The sequence below is a fragment of the Enterococcus ureilyticus genome (assembly GCF_001730315.1).
Classification (GTDB): domain Bacteria; phylum Bacillota; class Bacilli; order Lactobacillales; family Enterococcaceae; genus Enterococcus_L; species Enterococcus_L ureilyticus.
Window position 1 is genome coordinate 138,900 of the sequence record NZ_MIKC01000012.1, and the last position, 15,307, is coordinate 154,206.

Below are 15,307 nucleotides of genomic sequence, written 5' to 3' on the forward strand. Positions count from 1 at the left end.
ATTTTTTAGCCTATAATAATTTTTTCAGATGGATATTCATATCCTATATCTCGCGTTTCTTTTGGTACGAACAACATCAAAGTATATAACATACCGATTCGTCCGATAAACATCAATAGAGCGATCATCAATTTTCCGACAGTTGTTAAATCAGAAGTGATACCCAAAGATAAACCAGTTGTACCAAAAGCAGATGCGACTTCAACGATTATTGCGATCAGCGGGTGATCTTCAGTTGCAGTCAAAAATAAAACGGCGAAAAAGCACATTATCAACGAAAGCATAAAGACCACAATCGATTTTTTGACATCATCGTCATCAATCCGACGTCCGAATACATTGATTTTGTCCTCACTTTTCAAAAAAGCGTATAAGTACAAACCAATGATCGCAACAGTTGTTGTCCGAATCCCACCACCCACAGAACTAGGACTACAGCCAATAAACATCAATAGAGAAAAGACAATCAATGTTGTCACCTGAAAATCACCTAAATCGTTGATCTGCAGACCAGCATTTCGTGTGGTCATCGAATAAAACATAGACGTGATCCAGCGTTGTACTTCACCCATTCCCACAAATAAATGATCTTTTTCCAATAAATAAATCAAAACCGTTCCGCCGACAAATAGAATCACGAAGGCCAAAACAGCAATTTTACTAAACAATGAGAAACGGAAAGGTAAACCTCGTTTTTTCTTCTTAAAGAATAGCCATTCACGAAATTCCATCAATACTGGAAAACCAATTCCTCCAACAAAAATCAAGAACATGATGACAATCAAAAAAAGATAGTCATTGGCAAAAGGGATGATCGAATCGCCAGTCACATCAAAGCCAGAGTTAGTCACTGCCGAAATCGATTGATAAAAACCAAAGAAAATCGCTTTTGACCAGGTTTTATAATAGCCGGAAAAATAAAAGTAAATAGAAAAAAATGTACCAAAAATCATTTGAAACCATAAAATGATTGTAAAGGTAATTCGAATCAAGCGAACGATCCCGCTTAATTTTGGTTGATTCATATCCGTCATGATCAATTGTCGCTGTTTTAAGGAAATCCTCCGTTTGGATAAAATAATAAAGGCCGTAGAAATCATCATGATCCCCAAACCACCGACCTGAAAGAGAACTTCTAGAAGCAACACGCCACGATCATTAAAAACAGAATTAATATCAAAGGTAGACAACCCTGTGACACTCACGGTACTGATCGCCATAAATAGCATGTCGATAAAACCGACATGAGAGCCTGGTTCTCTAAAAAATGGTAGGCAAAACAAGATATAAGAGACGATCGTCATAATAATATAATAAGAAACAATAATTTGAATAGATGAAAAATGATTGGAAATAAAACGCCTTCCCTTGCGTTGAGCCAGCCATAAAAGCCGAAATCGATTCATAATGGACCTCCTGAACATCGTTAAAACAAGTATAGCAGAAAATAAATGATGGGCAAACAAAGAATAAAGACTTAGAAGAAATAAGAAATTGATTAAAAAAAATCAGAATATAACACAAATTCACCAGAACATGCTATTTTTATTGTGAGAGAAGTAACATTCATATGTTTATTCTTTTTAAAAAGGAGCAAAATCAATTTTTTTGTTTGTTAATTAAGCTTTTTTGTAATGTGAATACAATCACATTACAAAAAAGCTTATCAAAAAATTGAGTAATCAAGGTTGACTGGTCAAAAATTACTGAGGTGGGGAAAAAATGAAAAAAGTCATCATGAGTTTACTATCATTGAGCTTATTTGCTGGAATTGCTGTGGGGTGTACCAGCGATCAAGATAAGACAGCTAAGAAAAGTAAAGAATCCAAAGAAAGCACAGAAGTTACTTCTGGCGCATCAGCCAACGGCTATACAGATTTAAGTGAATTAGAAGATCAATACGATATCGTGATCATTGGTGCAGGTGGAGCTGGAATGACGGCCGCTTTACAAGCCAAAGAAGCTGGAATGAATCCAGCCATTCTAGAAAAAATGCCCGTTGCAGGTGGGAATACGATCAAATCGTCATCAGGTATGAATGCTTCTGAAACCAAATACCAAAAAGCAGAAGGGATTAGCGACAGCAACGATAAATTCTTTGAAGAAACACTTAAAGGTGGAAAAGGAACGAATGACAAAGAACTATTACGCTTTTTCGTCGATCATTCAGCAGATGCGATCGATTGGTTAGATACGAAAGGAATTGAACTGAGCAACTTAACTATTACTGGTGGAATGAGCGAAAAACGCACTCACCGTCCATCTGATGGTTCTGCAATCGGCGGCTACTTAGTAGACGGACTCGTTCGCAATGTCAAAGAAGAAAAAATTCCGCTATTTGTAAATGCCAACGTCACTGAAATCACTGAAAAAGACGGTCAAGTCAACGGTGTCAAAGTCAAACTAAATGACAAAGAAACCAAAGAAATCAAATCAAATGCTGTTATTGTGACAACAGGTGGTTTTGGTGCGAATAAAGAAATGCTGGAACAATACGATCCAAAATTAAAAGATTATGTCACGACAAACCAAGAAGGGACAACAGGTGATGGAATCAAGATGATCGAAAAACTTGGTGGTGCTACAGTGGATATGAAAGAGATTCAAATCCATCCAACAGTCCAACAAGACAAATCATTCCTGATCGGTGAAGTAGTTCGTGGTGAAGGAGCTATTTTAGCCTCACAAGAAGGAACACGTTTTGTGAATGAAATGGATACACGTGATAAAGTTTCGGCAGCAATCACAGCCTTACCAGAAAAATCTGCTTACTTAGTTTTCGATCAAGGTGTTCGTGATCGTGCTAAAGCAATCGATTTTTATGATGAACAAGGCTTTGTTGTAGAAGGTGCAACAATTGAAGAACTTGCGAAAAAAATCGATATGCCAGAAGCAGCATTAAAAGAAACAGTAGCGCAATGGAACAAAGAGGTCCAAGCAAAATCAGATACACAATTTAATCGTGCAACAGGTATGGATCATGATTTGTCCACTGGTCCTTACTATGCAATCAAAATCGCACCAGGCATTCATCACACGATGGGTGGAGTAAAAATCAATACAAAGACAGAAGTATTGAAAGAAGACGGTGCACCAATCAAAGGCTTATATGCAGCCGGTGAAGTAACTGGCGGACTACACGGTGCAAACCGGATCGGCGGAAACGCTGTAGCCGACATCATTATCTTTGGACGTCAATCAGGAACAGAAGCGGCAAACTTTGCTTCAGCACATAAATAAATAAGTCAAAAAGAGCCAGTCGAATAAAACGCTCGCGTTTGTCGACGGGTTCTTTTTTAGTTAAAATCGAGTCGAACATGCAATGGAAGAAACTGCATCAGAGCAAGTAGAAATTATACCAGTAAAATAAAAATTAATTTATTGAGGCGTATCATATAGCTTTAACCGCACTATCAATTTCAATACACTTTTGATAAAATTGAACTAGAAATTGTAGCAAGTCAAAAAATAATTGATATTGGAGAAGCAATTCTATGGAAAATAAACATTTTGAACTTCGAATTACTTGGAAAGAGACCTGCATAGAAATATTAGCTGGTTTTTTCATATTTTTTATAACTTTAGGTATAATACTTTGGTTCTTACTTCCTGTATTTAAAAATTTTGATGTGTTCAATCGTTTTTTCTTATTTGTGTTAGTAATTTTTGCTCTCATAAGTGGCGTTTTTTATTTAGCTTACTTAGCTATAAGTTTTTCCTTTATGCTAATCATATCAGGAATCTATGACGTAAGAATATTGCTGAAATATCAAGGTGTAATCTATTTAATGAACGAAAATGGACTAACTTATTACGATAATAAACAATTGCGCACAAAAAAATGGAGAGATATTATTGATGTTGGCTGTTTTAAACAACAAGATAATAAAGTGAAAATCCTTTATAAATATCAGATAAAGTTTGCCGATGCAACAGAGCACGAGTTTAATTTACGAGGAACATTTCCTACAAAAGAGTTTAAAGATAAAGTTGAAGAATTTTGGCTATTTTACAATGCTTAACTTTTTCAAAAAAATAAACACACTGAACATTACTTTGCAAGGAGTTATTATTTAGTTATAAACATACAAGTTCAAATTACATAGTTGAAATAACTGATAAAGCAGATGACATAAATGTTCACTGATGAAAGTGGGCAACTCTCTTTTATTCTCTTAAAATAAAAGCAAGTGGGACTACAAATATAGAAGTTGTTATCAAAGAGACCCCCTTAATACATCCACCTTAAATTTACCACTGTAAAAAACTTCGGTTTTATAGTAAAATACGAGAGGAACTAAACGAGAGGTGACGACGAAGGAATGGCACAATTATTTTTTAAATATGGCGCAATGAACAGTGGCAAAACCATTGAGATCTTAAAAGTAGCACATAACTATGAAGAACAGGACAAACCTGTTGTGATTATGACAAGCGGACTTGATACTAGAGATGGTGTAGGTGTCGTTTCAAGTCGTATCGGACTTAGACGAGAAGCAATCCCAATTTTTAAAGAAACGAATGTCTATGAATTAATCGAAAAACTAGATTATAAACCGTATTGCATTTTAGTGGACGAATCCCAATTTCTAGGGAAAAAGCACGTAATCGAATTTGCTAGGGTCGTAGATGAACTGAATATTCCTGTCATGGCGTTTGGTTTGAAGAATGATTTTCGTAATGAGTTATTTGAAGGCTCAAAATACTTAATGTTGTACGCAGATAAATTAGAAGAACTAAAAACAATTTGCTGGTTCTGCCACAAAAAAGCCACAATGAATCTTCATTATATCGACGGCCAGCCCGTTTACGAAGGAACTCAAGTCCAGATCGGTGGTAATGAAGCTTATTATCCAGTATGCCGAAATCACTATTTTCATCCGCCAATCGATGGTGAACAAGTAAAAAATGACAAATAAAAGACACTTACTTAAATAAAAAGGAGCAACCAACTATGTACGATCAGTTACAATCAATCGAAGATCGCTATGAAGAGCTGGGCGAATTATTAAGCGACCCAGAAGTGATTAGTGATACGAAACGCTTTATGCAATTATCTAAAGAAGAGGCGAACACTCGTGAAACAGTTGATGTTTACCGCCGATATAAAGAAGTAGTTGAAGGAATCAGTGATACGGAAGAATTACTAGGTGAAAAACTAGATGCCGAAATGGCTGACATGGCGAAGGAAGAACTATCAGAATTAAAAAAAGAAAAAGAAGTGTTAGAAGAGCGAATCAAAATTTTGCTATTGCCGACAGATCCAAATGACGATAAAAACATCATTATGGAAATCCGTGGTGCGGCTGGAGGAGATGAGGCGGCCTTATTTGCGGGTGACTTATTCGGGATGTATCAAAAATATGCGGAGTCACAAGGCTGGAAGACAGATGTCATGGAAGCCAACATCACTGGGATTGGTGGCTACAAAGAAGTCATTATGATGATTTCAGGAGACAATGTCTTTTCTAAACTAAAATACGAAAGTGGGGCACATCGTGTACAACGTGTTCCATCAACTGAATCACAAGGCCGTATTCATACATCAACAGCAACGGTTGTCGTTTTACCAGAAGCAGAAGAAGTTGAGTTGGACCTTGCAGATAAAGACATCCGTACAGATATCTACCATGCAAGTGGCGCTGGTGGTCAGCACGTCAACAAAACGGCATCTGCTGTTCGTTTGACCCATATTCCAACTGGGATTGCGGTTGCTATGCAAGATGAACGTTCTCAAATCAAAAATCGCGAAAAAGCGATGAAAATTTTACGTGCAAGGGTTTATGACCAAATGCAACAAGAAGCACAAAGCGAATACGATGCAAATCGTAAATCTGCTGTGGGTACAGGAGACCGTTCTGAACGAATTCGTACGTATAACTTTCCTCAAAACCGTGTGACCGATCATCGTATTGGTTTAACGATTCAAAAACTAGATCAAATTTTAGCTGGTAAATTAGATGAAATCGTCGATGCTTTAGTGTTATACGATCAAACATCAAAATTAGAAGAGATGCAAAATGGGTAACCGTTATTTTGAAGTCCTTGAACGGGCTTCTTCTTTTTTAGAAAAACAAGGGATAGAAGGATATAACATTCTTTTCGTCTTTTTAGAAAGAAAAGGCTGGACTAAAACGGATTGGCTACTTCATTTGAAAGAAGAGGTATTGCCAGAAGATGAGCAGCAAATCGCTGAAGATCTAAAAAAACTTACAGAAAACTATCCACCGCACTATTTATTAGGGTATAGCGATTTTTACGATCATCGTTTTTTAGTGAATGAGCATACATTGATCCCCAGACCAGAAACAGAAGAGCTAGTCGATCGTTGCTTAAAAGAAAATCTAAATAAGCCCTTAACCGTTGTCGATGTTGGTACTGGAACAGGTGTGATTGGAATCAGTTTAAAATTAGCTCGACCAAATTGGCACGTTACGGCAATCGATATTTCAGAAGAAGCATTGAAGATTGCAGAACAAAATGCGAAATGCTTAGATGCACCGATTGCTTTTATTCATGGCGATGGCTTAAAACCGATAGGCGATACCAAAATCGACATCCTAATTTCAAATCCTCCATACATCAGTAACGCTGAATGGGACTTGATGGATGAAAGTGTTCGAACCTTTGAACCGAAAACCGCACTATTTGCTAAAAATGATGGCTTAGCCATTTATCAGCAATTGGCTGAAGAAGCAAAAGACCGACTAAATCCGAATGGAAAAATCTATTTAGAAATCGGTTTTCAGCAAGGTGAATCCGTAAAACAGCTTTTTCAGCAAGCTTTCCCAAATAAACAAATACAAATCGCCCAAGACTTATCTGGAAACGATCGAATGGTGATTATTTCATCTAAAGAAGAGGAGGGATAAAGAGTGAAAACCAAACAATTTACAGCAATTGATCTTGACCAAGCTGCGGCGTTACTTCGTCAAGGAGCACTAATTGCCTTTCCCACTGAAACTGTTTACGGACTTGGCGCAAATGCTTTGGATGAGGCAGCAGTGAAGCAAGTATATGTCGTCAAGGGACGACCTAGTGATAATCCGTTGATTGTTCATGTCAGTGATTTTGAGATGGTCAAACAATACGTAACAGACTTTCCAGCACATACGAAAGCTTTAGTTGAATCCTTTTGGCCAGGACCTTTGACGTTGATATTTGAGGTGAAACCACAAACATTTTCTACCACAGTAACAGGTGGTTTAAAAACTGTCGCTTTTCGGATGCCAAATAATCAGAAAACAATAGAATTGATTAAAGCAGCGGGTGTTCCTATAGTAGGACCCAGTGCGAATACTTCGGGTAAGCCTAGCCCAACAACAGCGCAACATGTGTATCATGATCTTCATGGCAAAATCGCTGGCATTTTAGATGACGGTCCAACACAAATCGGAGTAGAATCAACGGTATTAGATTTAACGGCAAAAGATGGCATCCCTGTAATTTTAAGACCAGGAGCTGTCACCAAAGAACGTTTGGAACAAGTTGTTGGACAGATATTAGTCGATCAGCATTTAATCAGCGAAAAAGAAGCGCCTAAAGCGCCTGGAATGAAATACAAACATTATGCACCAGATGTCCCTGTTTGGATTGTAGATGGCGATCAGGAGACGTTTAGAAAAGCAATCGAATCAGCTAAAAGTAAAAATCAACGGATTGGTTTATTTGCAGACGATCGAGTTATCGAGATTTTTTCGGATGAAGTAGAGGCTGTTTTTTCTTTTGGAGAAGAGTCAGTTGACCAGGCCACTAAGTTATTATTTGCTGGTCTCAGAAATTTAGATGAACAAAGTATCGATGTGATTTTTGCCCAAGCTTTCCCAGAAGTAGATTTAGGGATCGCTTACATGAATCGGCTGAAAAAAGCAGCAAATCAAAAAATTCTAAAAATTGATTCGATTTTCGAGTAGAGAGCATTTAAGTATGATACAATCGGTACAAACAAATGAAATGGAGGCTTGTTTAATGGATTATAAAACATTTGATCCGGATTTATGGGATGCAATTGCCAAAGAGAACGACCGTCAAGAAAACAACTTGGAGCTGATTGCATCAGAGAACGTTGTTTCAAAAGGGGTAATGGCAGCACAAGGTAGTATTTTGACAAATAAATATGCGGAAGGATATCCAGGTAAACGCTACTATGGTGGTTGTGAGTTTATCGATATCGTTGAAGATTTGGCGATTGATCGCGCCAAAGAATTATTTGGTGCAAAATTTGCGAATGTCCAACCTCATTCAGGTTCACAAGCGAATACAGCAGCTTATCTTTCATTGATCGAACCTGGAGATACTGTTTTAGGGATGGATTTGTCTGCGGGAGGACATTTAACTCATGGCTCACCAGTAAACTTTAGTGGAAAAACCTATAACTTTGTAAGTTACGGTGTTGATCCTACAACAGAAGTGATCGATTATAATGTTGTGCGTATTTTAGCTCGTGAACATCAACCAAAATTGATCGTGGCAGGTGCCAGTGCTTATTCGCGTACGATCGACTTTGAAAAATTCCGTGAAATAGCGGATGAAGTGGGTGCCAAATTAATGGTGGATATGGCTCATATTGCAGGTCTTGTAGCAGCAGACTTACATCCAAATCCAGTACCATACGCTGATATCACAACATCAACTACACATAAAACATTACGCGGACCTCGTGGCGGACTTATTTTGACAAATGATGAAGCATTAGCTAAAAAAATCAATAGCAATATTTTCCCTGGGATTCAGGGCGGACCATTAGAGCATGTGATTGCCGGCAAAGCAGTTGCTTTTAAAGAAGCATTAGATATTTCGTTTAAAGAATACAGTGAACAAGTTATTGAAAATGCGAAAGCGATGACAAAAATATTCAACCAAACCCCAGAAGCTCGTTTAGTAAGTGGTTCAACGGATAATCATTTATTATTGATCGATGTTAGTGGCTTTGGCTTGAATGGAAAAGAAGCAGAAGCCATTTTAGATACTGTCAATATTACAGCAAATAAAAATGCCATTCCATTTGAACAACTTAGTCCCTTTAAAACAAGTGGGATTCGCATTGGTACACCTGCGATCACAACACGAGGCTTTAAAGAAGACGACTGTGTAGAAGTGGCAAAATTAATCGTAAAAGTCTTAAAAGATCATGAAAATGAAGTGGTTCTGTCAGAAGTTAAAGCGTCTGTTAGTGAGCTTACAAAAAAATATCCACTTTATAAGTAAAAGTTTCGAGTGATTGACTAGTCAATCGCTCGATTTTGTTTTACAATAGGAAGGAATAAATTATTGAAGGAGAATGAGCATGGGAAAATTCCAAGTTATTGATCATCCACTGATCCAACACAAATTAACAATCATTAGAGATAAGGATTGTGGAACAAAGGTTTTTCGTGAAGTCGTAAATGAAATCGCAATGCTTATGGCATATGAAGTTTCAAGAGATATGCCTTTAGAAGATGTTGTGATCGAGACACCGATCGGTGAAACAACACAAAAAACATTATCTGGTAAAAAGGTCGCAATCGTACCTATTTTACGCGCAGGTATTGGAATGGTAGATGGTATTTTGGAATTGATTCCAGCAGCAAAAGTTGGACATATCGGTTTATACCGTGATCATGATACATTAGAGCCAGTTGAATACTTTGTGAAAATGCCTGAAGATATTGATGCACGTCAATTATTTGTCGTTGATCCGATGTTAGCTACAGGTGGTTCAGCAATCATGGCAATCGATGCATTGAAAGCACGCGGCGGCAGCAATATTAAATTTGTATGTCTCGTTGCAGCACCAGAAGGCGTGAAAGCTTTACAAGAAGCACATCCAGATATCGATATTTATACTGCAGCGTTAGATGAGTATTTAGATAAAGATGGCTATATTGTTCCAGGTCTTGGCGATGCTGGTGATCGTTTATTTGGTACTAAGTAATTGAACTAAAATAGCTACTTGAAACATTGAAATGTTTCAAGTAGCTATTTTTTACAAATAAAAAATCCATCCAATAATAATGGATGGAAGGATCTATACTTTTTTAAGTTTTTTGTAATTGATGACGATGACGCCGTTACTTTTAACCATTAAATCAGTATTATCAGAGTTTTCATCAATTTCTACCACAGCGGAATTATTTAATTGTTTCGTGATAATTCCTGTTTGCGGTTGACCATGCATCAAGAAAGTGACCTGGGTATCAACAGTGAATAAATCCCCTTCTGCAGAAGGCTCAACAGGACGATTAAAGTTACCGAAATTTGACATTCAAAAAAACTTCCTTTCTTAACTTCTTCTATTATACCACATATGAAGGGAAATTTCAGAAAACTAAATTTATTAAAAAAAAGAACTGTCTTTGACTTTACAAAAGGTTGGTTTAGTTTTATAATTTTGACTATATTGCCAGCTTAGCTCAGTCGGTAGAGCAACGCACTCGTAACGCGTAGGTCGTAGGTTCGATTCCTACAGCTGGCATATTTTCTTGATAGAACATGAGAGTGGACATTGAAGCGATTTCGTGTATCATAAAGATATGGAAACTCATACAGGACTTTTAACCCACATCAAGGTGTTTAAAGAAAAGCCATATGCTATAACAGGCATGCTAATTTGGGAAAACGATATCTGTATTAATTGCGTCATCAAAAATAGACCGTTTGCCACGTATGTCCTATCGCTACCGATGCACCAATATGAAATTGAGGTAAAAGGAAACTATAATAGCAGAGGACAATTTGATGTAAAACATATGCGCATCGTGAACATAGATAGCTATATTGCTTTGATAGGAACACCAGAATAAAAGACCACTAATTAGTTGGTCTTTTTTTCTGTTTTCTTAAAAGGCGAGACTCTGTCCAGTCATACCAACGTTAACCGTCTCACTTCCAGTTGTCAGAGAAAACGGCTATATTCAAATAATAGATGTACTTAAGAAGATACTAATTACATGTATGATTCTTTACTAACCAGTGGAAGACTATTTACCAATTAAAAGTATAGGGTTGTTTATTTGATTGGACTTTCTCCAAATACAAAGACATAATTTTTGTGTATTTACAAAAAAGAGCCTACACTTAATTTATAACTAAGGATATAGGAGGAATGCATCATGTCAGAAAAAGTTGATAAAATTACAAAACTAGCGAATGAAGCGAAAAAAGAAGTTGAACGTTTAGAAGATAAACGTCAAACAAATCTTGGTAACTCAATCAATTATATTGAAAATGAATTGCAAATCCAACGTTTATATGCTCAAATCGAAGCTTATGAAGAAGTTTTGGATATTGTAAAATAATGACTTAACAACGTAACGATAGCCAAAACAATTAGAAATAATGAAAGAAAAGGAAACTAAGTATGTTTTCTCTTCTTTCATTATTTTTTTACAGAATACTTGTCTATTTTCTATGAAAAGTAATACCATTTGTCATCTGATCTGTCTCTGGAACATACGTATAAATAAATGGTTGAGGGTTTCCAGGGACAGTTACGCTATCTATATCCCATAATATGGTAAAGGTATTGTTGCTTTCAGTATAACTTGTTACTTTATATGTTTGTCCGTTGGTAATAATAGTATTTTCTGTAATGGTTACTTCAAGATCTTGTTCCCCATTGTTCCCTATCCAAGACCCTCTTAAATTTTGTGGAGTGGTTGCTGTTATTTCTGATGGTTCTGATTCTTTGCTAGATTGTTCTGAGGCTTCAGGTACTTCAGATACTTTGTCAGTCGAAACTATAGTAGAAGAAACAATAGAGCTATTTTTTGTTGCTGAATGTTCCGATGATTTTTTTGTAGAATCAGTCGTTTGCTTAGTACAACCAACTGTAACTAGTAAAAGTGTGATAAGCATAATTGTTTTTTTCATTTTATCTAATTCTCCCATTCAGTTTAATTAGTATTAATCAATGCATGAATTCGTTATTTAAGCGTGTCCTGAGCGCGATCTTGAATCAGCATTAGATCGTAACTGCCATCATATGAAATAAAAGATACATGATGAATATGCAGTGAAGAATCAATTTTTGGCAAATCAGTCATCAACCTTTTCGCAGCATCGAGTACAATTGCTGTAGTTTCACTTCCTTCAGGAGAAACTTGAAACGCGCCAGTAATGATTTTGTCACTCTCAATTGTATCTGGTAATATCGTAACCGAATATTCATAGCGGCCAGTATCATTATTAAATGAATCGTTTGAAACGGTGTAGTGAGCACCTGTTATTGGATAGTTGGCAGTAAGATAGCTTGTAAGGTCAAATGTTTGAGCTGCAGAGGGCGTATTTTCTGGACTATTCTCCATTTCAGATGCTTGCTCTGGTAAATTTACAGTTGCATCCATGTCAGTTGTTTGAGTAGTTGTGGTATCACTAGAAATACTTGTTTTTACTGATGAAATTTTACTCTTTTCTGTTTTTATTTTTTCAGAAGAAGCGGTAGTTTGTGCGGTACTTGTTGAAGAATCACTTGCCTCTTTTTTTGCTGTACTAGTTGGTTGCTTTGAACATCCAACTGTAAATAGGACCATTAATAGTAATACAACGGACTTTTTCATTTTTTTACACCTTTCATAAATTTATTTTTGTTTGCCTAAACGAATAATAGCCGATGAATCAAAACAATTTTTCAGTTTTACTCCTATCTGTAACGTTTATGTAATAATTGCAATATAAAACATTTTTTCGTAACATAGAAAAGCGACTTCTTAATATTTTCTTAAGAAATAACTAAATTAGCTACATTCACAAGAATAAGAATCAATCGATAAGAAGAGAAAAGAATGAAATAAAGGTATGCTTGTCACACTCGTTTCGGTTCATTGCTTTTCCTTAAAGTTTTTCCAAAATCATCAAGTCTATACTTTCTTTTCTTCCTATAGAAAGTTATAATAAAAGGCGTATGATTTAAGGAAAAGGGATGACGAATGAATAAAAATAAACTAATGCGTAATTTAGATAATAGAATTGATTATGGTGTGATCTTACCAGTATTCCTTCTTTCAATCATTGGGATACTGTCACTTTATGTAGCGTTGAGTAACGATCCAAATCGACCAGAGATCGGCAATATGCTGATGAAACAAGGGTTATGGTATTTAGTCGGCGGTGTTAGTATTGTGATTGTGATGAATTTTAGTTCTAAATTACTTTGGCGATTGACTCCGATTTTTTATGTGATAGGTCTGATCATGATGGGCTTGCTTTTGAAATTTTATGATCCCTTTCTAGAATCCCAAACAGGTTCTAAAAACTGGATCAGTATCGGCGGAACAACTTTCCAGCCTTCGGAATTGATGAAGGTCGCTTTTATTTTGATGTTGGCCTATGTGGTAACGATGCATAATGTAAAAAACGTCAATCGGACGATAAAATCTGATTTTTGGTTGATTGGTAAAATGATGCTAGTTACACTACCGGTGATCATCCTCATTTTACTACAAGATGATTTTGGGACGATGTTAGTCTTTTTAGCTATTTTTGGCGGCGTATTTTTAATGTCTGGAATTTCTTGGAAGATTATTTTACCAACCTTTCTAGCTGCTATTTTGATAGGCGCTGGGACTATTTACTTGGTAACAACTACTACTGGTCGTGAATTCTTGTATTCTGTGGGATTTAAACCGTATCAGTTTGACCGGATCGATTTGTGGATGAACCCGTTTCATCATGATCCAGACCGCTCCTTCCAACCGGCATTGGCCATTACTGCTATCGGTTCCGGCGGTCTGCTTGGAAAAGGATTCAATGTCAGTGATGTTTACGTTCCTGTTAGAGAATCAGATATGATTTTCACAGTGGTTGGCGAAAACTTTGGTTTTATTGGCGGCTGCTTTATCATTCTGTTATACTTTATTTTGATTTACCGTATGATTCGTGTTTGCTTTGAGACCAACAATGAGTTTTATGCCTACATTGCAACTGGGATCATCATGATGATTCTATTCCACGTATTTGAAAATATAGGAGCGAATATTGGACTTCTACCATTAACAGGGATTCCATTACCATTTATTAGCCAAGGTGGCTCCTCGATTTTAGGGAATATGATAGGTGTAGGCCTGATCATGTCGATGAAATATCAAAAAGAAGCAACTATTGAAGAATATTAAATGAAAGAAGGCGGTAAAATGTACACATTTTTCTGGTATCCAAAATGTTCAACTTGTAAGAAAGCAAAGGTCTGGTTAGATGAGCGTCAAGTACCCTATGAAACGATCGATATGATCGAAAATCCACCCACTGCAAAACAATTGGCAAGCTGGATGGAGCAAAGTGATTTACCGATTCGCCGTTTCTTTAATACAAGTGGAATTCGTTATAGAGAGCAAGGCTTAAAAGATAAGGTCAATGAGTTTTCGATCAAAGAAGCTAGTGAGTTATTAGCAACTGATGGCATGTTGATCAAACGTCCGATTTTTGTTAAAGGTTATCAATTTTTAGCAAACGGATTTAAAGAATCTGATTATGAAGGAGCTATTAAATAATGTCTGAAGAAATCAAGATTATTGATAGTTTATGGGTTTTAAAAACAGCTGAAGGGTATAAAATCGGTTTAACGAATGATGCGCAAGAAGATTTAGGTACGATCACCTTTGCTACAATGCCTAAAGTTGGTCAACGCCTTGTAAAAGGGGACTCTTTAATAGAGTTAGAAGCTGAAAAGGCGGTCAGTGAATTTAGTTCACCAATCAGTGGTACGATTTCAGCAATCAATGTGGCTGCTGAACAAGACCCAAGTGTCCTAGACGACGCAGATCAAACCAAAGCATGGATCGCTGTTTTAACAGATGTAGATGGAACAGAGTTGCAATAAGATTAAAAATGATTGACAAGCGATTTGGATGTTGCTATAATTTCATCAATATAAAGTAAAAGCTTTGAAAAGAAGAGTACGTATCAAAAGTGTTTTAAGAGAGCCCTGTTCGCTGAAAATGGGCAACATGATTGAAATGGAAGATGGTCTTTGAGCGGAATAAGCGAGCGGATGTGAACTTACTACGGGAGTGCCCGTTACAGCACCACAGTATTTGAAATTTTGTACTGTATAAGGCTATTATTGTGAGATAATGGTAAATCAAGGTGGTAACACGAAAGACAGGCTTTCGTCCTTTGTCAGTTTAGTGACGAAGGACGGAGGCTTTTTGCATGTTCAACATCAGTTTACAAAGTATACTGATGTTGAACAGTACTTGGCGAACGAAGTGAGAGAAGTTTCCGTATTAGTGAATCACCATCAAGTTATCACGTCAATAAAGGGTAGAAGAGTAGCACAAGAAATGATCGACGCAGTTGGCAAAATAAAAGAATGAACCTGCGGATTATC

The 15,307-nt window shown here is 36.7% G+C and carries 18 protein-coding genes, 1 tRNA gene and 1 other annotated feature; of the genes, 15 read left to right on the top strand and 4 right to left on the bottom strand.

Annotated features, from left to right (window positions below; translation table 11 throughout):
• Nucleotides 1–5: 5 nt before the first annotated feature.
• Nucleotides 6–1,406 (bottom strand): TrkH family potassium uptake protein, encoded by a 1,401-nt coding sequence (locus tag BCR24_RS07135; RefSeq protein WP_069639865.1) that lies wholly within the window; start codon nt 1,404–1,406, stop codon nt 6–8.
• 316 nt (nt 1,407–1,722) lie between these two features.
• On the opposite strand from BCR24_RS07135, the gene BCR24_RS07140 reads away from it, so the two are divergent.
• From BCR24_RS07140 to upp, 8 genes are all read left to right on the top strand, one after another.
• Entirely contained in the window at nt 1,723–3,240 is a 1,518-nt protein-coding gene (locus BCR24_RS07140) for a flavocytochrome c (RefSeq protein WP_069639866.1), read from the top strand.
• Between the two features lie 254 nt (nt 3,241–3,494).
• The gene (locus BCR24_RS07145) at nt 3,495–4,022 is read left to right on the top strand and encodes a hypothetical protein (RefSeq protein WP_069639867.1); all 528 of its coding nucleotides are present in this window, start codon (nt 3,495–3,497) and stop codon (nt 4,020–4,022) included.
• 300 nt (nt 4,023–4,322) lie between these two features.
• Nucleotides 4,323–4,919, top strand: coding sequence for a thymidine kinase (locus BCR24_RS07150; protein ID WP_069639868.1), 597 nt, complete (start codon nt 4,323–4,325; stop codon nt 4,917–4,919).
• A 35-nt stretch (nt 4,920–4,954) separates the two neighbouring features.
• Nucleotides 4,955–6,028 (top strand): peptide chain release factor 1, encoded by a 1,074-nt coding sequence (gene prfA / locus BCR24_RS07155; protein WP_069639869.1) that lies wholly within the window; start codon nt 4,955–4,957, stop codon nt 6,026–6,028.
• On the top strand, nt 6,021–6,872 hold the full coding sequence (gene prmC, locus BCR24_RS07160; RefSeq protein ID WP_069639870.1) for a peptide chain release factor N(5)-glutamine methyltransferase: 852 nt from the start codon (nt 6,021–6,023) through the stop codon (nt 6,870–6,872). Before prfA ends, prmC begins: the two co-directional genes overlap by 8 nt.
• 3 nt (nt 6,873–6,875) lie before the next feature.
• Nucleotides 6,876–7,913 (top strand): L-threonylcarbamoyladenylate synthase, encoded by a 1,038-nt coding sequence (locus BCR24_RS07165; RefSeq protein WP_069639871.1) that lies wholly within the window; start codon nt 6,876–6,878, stop codon nt 7,911–7,913.
• A 55-nt stretch (nt 7,914–7,968) separates the two neighbouring features.
• Nucleotides 7,969–9,207 (top strand): serine hydroxymethyltransferase, encoded by a 1,239-nt coding sequence (glyA, locus tag BCR24_RS07170; protein ID WP_069639872.1) that lies wholly within the window; start codon nt 7,969–7,971, stop codon nt 9,205–9,207.
• 79 nt (nt 9,208–9,286) lie between these two features.
• Nucleotides 9,287–9,916, top strand: coding sequence for a uracil phosphoribosyltransferase (gene upp / locus BCR24_RS07175; RefSeq protein ID WP_025868560.1), 630 nt, complete (start codon nt 9,287–9,289; stop codon nt 9,914–9,916).
• Between the two features lie 93 nt (nt 9,917–10,009).
• Here the strand turns inward: upp and BCR24_RS07180 are convergent, their stop codons facing one another.
• The gene (locus BCR24_RS07180) at nt 10,010–10,246 is read right to left on the bottom strand and encodes a hypothetical protein (protein WP_010763354.1); all 237 of its coding nucleotides are present in this window, start codon (nt 10,244–10,246) and stop codon (nt 10,010–10,012) included.
• Nucleotides 10,247–10,383: 137 nt separating this feature from the next.
• On the opposite strand from BCR24_RS07180, the gene BCR24_RS07185 reads away from it, so the two are divergent.
• The 3 genes from BCR24_RS07185 to BCR24_RS07195 all read left to right on the top strand — a co-directional run bounded on the left by BCR24_RS07185 (nt 10,384) and on the right by BCR24_RS07195 (nt 11,279).
• Nucleotides 10,384–10,456 (top strand) — tRNA-Thr (locus BCR24_RS07185).
• 43 nt (nt 10,457–10,499) lie between these two features.
• Nucleotides 10,500–10,784: a hypothetical protein gene (locus tag BCR24_RS07190; RefSeq protein ID WP_240604479.1), complete on the top strand. Its 285-nt coding sequence runs from the start codon at nt 10,500–10,502 to the stop codon at nt 10,782–10,784.
• A gap of 309 nt (nt 10,785–11,093) precedes the next feature.
• Entirely contained in the window at nt 11,094–11,279 is a 186-nt protein-coding gene (locus BCR24_RS07195; RefSeq protein ID WP_069639873.1) for a hypothetical protein, read from the top strand.
• Nucleotides 11,280–11,382: 103 nt separating this feature from the next.
• On the opposite strand, the gene BCR24_RS07200 is transcribed toward BCR24_RS07195, so the two are convergent.
• Both BCR24_RS07200 and BCR24_RS07205 read right to left on the bottom strand, forming a co-directional pair.
• Nucleotides 11,383–11,853 (bottom strand): hypothetical protein, encoded by a 471-nt coding sequence (locus BCR24_RS07200; RefSeq protein WP_069639874.1) that lies wholly within the window; start codon nt 11,851–11,853, stop codon nt 11,383–11,385.
• 53 nt (nt 11,854–11,906) lie between these two features.
• Nucleotides 11,907–12,539, bottom strand: coding sequence for a putative periplasmic lipoprotein (locus BCR24_RS07205; protein WP_069639875.1), 633 nt, complete (start codon nt 12,537–12,539; stop codon nt 11,907–11,909).
• Between the two features lie 369 nt (nt 12,540–12,908).
• Here BCR24_RS07205 and BCR24_RS07210 point away from each other — a divergent pair, with 369 nt between their 5' ends.
• The 4 genes from BCR24_RS07210 (at nt 12,909) to BCR24_RS07225 (ending at nt 15,293) form a co-directional block, all read left to right on the top strand.
• Nucleotides 12,909–14,093, top strand: a complete 1,185-nt coding sequence (locus tag BCR24_RS07210; protein WP_069639876.1) for an FtsW/RodA/SpoVE family cell cycle protein — start codon at nt 12,909–12,911, stop codon at nt 14,091–14,093.
• An 18-nt stretch (nt 14,094–14,111) separates the two neighbouring features.
• Nucleotides 14,112–14,468: an arsenate reductase family protein gene (locus tag BCR24_RS07215; RefSeq protein WP_069640007.1), complete on the top strand. Its 357-nt coding sequence runs from the start codon at nt 14,112–14,114 to the stop codon at nt 14,466–14,468.
• The gene (locus BCR24_RS07220; RefSeq protein WP_069639877.1) at nt 14,468–14,797 is read left to right on the top strand and encodes a glycine cleavage system H family protein; all 330 of its coding nucleotides are present in this window, start codon (nt 14,468–14,470) and stop codon (nt 14,795–14,797) included. The genes BCR24_RS07215 and BCR24_RS07220 overlap by 1 nt, the downstream gene beginning before the upstream one ends.
• 55 nt (nt 14,798–14,852) lie before the next feature.
• Nucleotides 14,853–15,097: a binding site (T-box leader), on the top strand.
• 28 nt (nt 15,098–15,125) lie between these two features.
• A complete protein-coding gene (locus tag BCR24_RS07225) occupies nt 15,126–15,293 on the top strand; it encodes a hypothetical protein (protein ID WP_157804626.1) in 168 nt (55 codons plus the stop codon).
• Nucleotides 15,294–15,307: the final 14 nt, after the last annotated feature.

Excerpts from the sequence above, each read along its gene's own strand:
- BCR24_RS07135 (WP_069639865.1), bottom strand. The coding sequence starts at position 1,406 with ATGAATCGATTTCGGCTTTTATGGCTGGCTCAACGCAAGGGAAGGCGT.
- BCR24_RS07140 (WP_069639866.1), top strand. The coding sequence starts at position 1,723 with ATGAAAAAAGTCATCATGAGTTTACTATCATTGAGCTTATTTGCTGGA.
- BCR24_RS07145 (WP_069639867.1), top strand. The coding sequence starts at position 3,495 with ATGGAAAATAAACATTTTGAACTTCGAATTACTTGGAAAGAGACCTGC.
- BCR24_RS07150 (WP_069639868.1), top strand. The coding sequence starts at position 4,323 with ATGGCACAATTATTTTTTAAATATGGCGCAATGAACAGTGGCAAAACC.
- prfA (WP_069639869.1), top strand. The coding sequence starts at position 4,955 with ATGTACGATCAGTTACAATCAATCGAAGATCGCTATGAAGAGCTGGGC.
- prmC (WP_069639870.1), top strand. The coding sequence starts at position 6,021 with ATGGGTAACCGTTATTTTGAAGTCCTTGAACGGGCTTCTTCTTTTTTA.
- glyA (WP_069639872.1), top strand. The coding sequence starts at position 7,969 with ATGGATTATAAAACATTTGATCCGGATTTATGGGATGCAATTGCCAAA.
- upp (WP_025868560.1), top strand. The coding sequence starts at position 9,287 with ATGGGAAAATTCCAAGTTATTGATCATCCACTGATCCAACACAAATTA.
- BCR24_RS07180 (WP_010763354.1), bottom strand. The coding sequence starts at position 10,246 with ATGTCAAATTTCGGTAACTTTAATCGTCCTGTTGAGCCTTCTGCAGAA.
- BCR24_RS07195 (WP_069639873.1), top strand. The coding sequence starts at position 11,094 with ATGTCAGAAAAAGTTGATAAAATTACAAAACTAGCGAATGAAGCGAAA.
- BCR24_RS07200 (WP_069639874.1), bottom strand. The coding sequence starts at position 11,853 with ATGAAAAAAACAATTATGCTTATCACACTTTTACTAGTTACAGTTGGT.
- BCR24_RS07205 (WP_069639875.1), bottom strand. The coding sequence starts at position 12,539 with ATGAAAAAGTCCGTTGTATTACTATTAATGGTCCTATTTACAGTTGGA.
- BCR24_RS07210 (WP_069639876.1), top strand. The coding sequence starts at position 12,909 with ATGAATAAAAATAAACTAATGCGTAATTTAGATAATAGAATTGATTAT.
- BCR24_RS07215 (WP_069640007.1), top strand. The coding sequence starts at position 14,112 with ATGTACACATTTTTCTGGTATCCAAAATGTTCAACTTGTAAGAAAGCA.
- BCR24_RS07220 (WP_069639877.1), top strand. The coding sequence starts at position 14,468 with ATGTCTGAAGAAATCAAGATTATTGATAGTTTATGGGTTTTAAAAACA.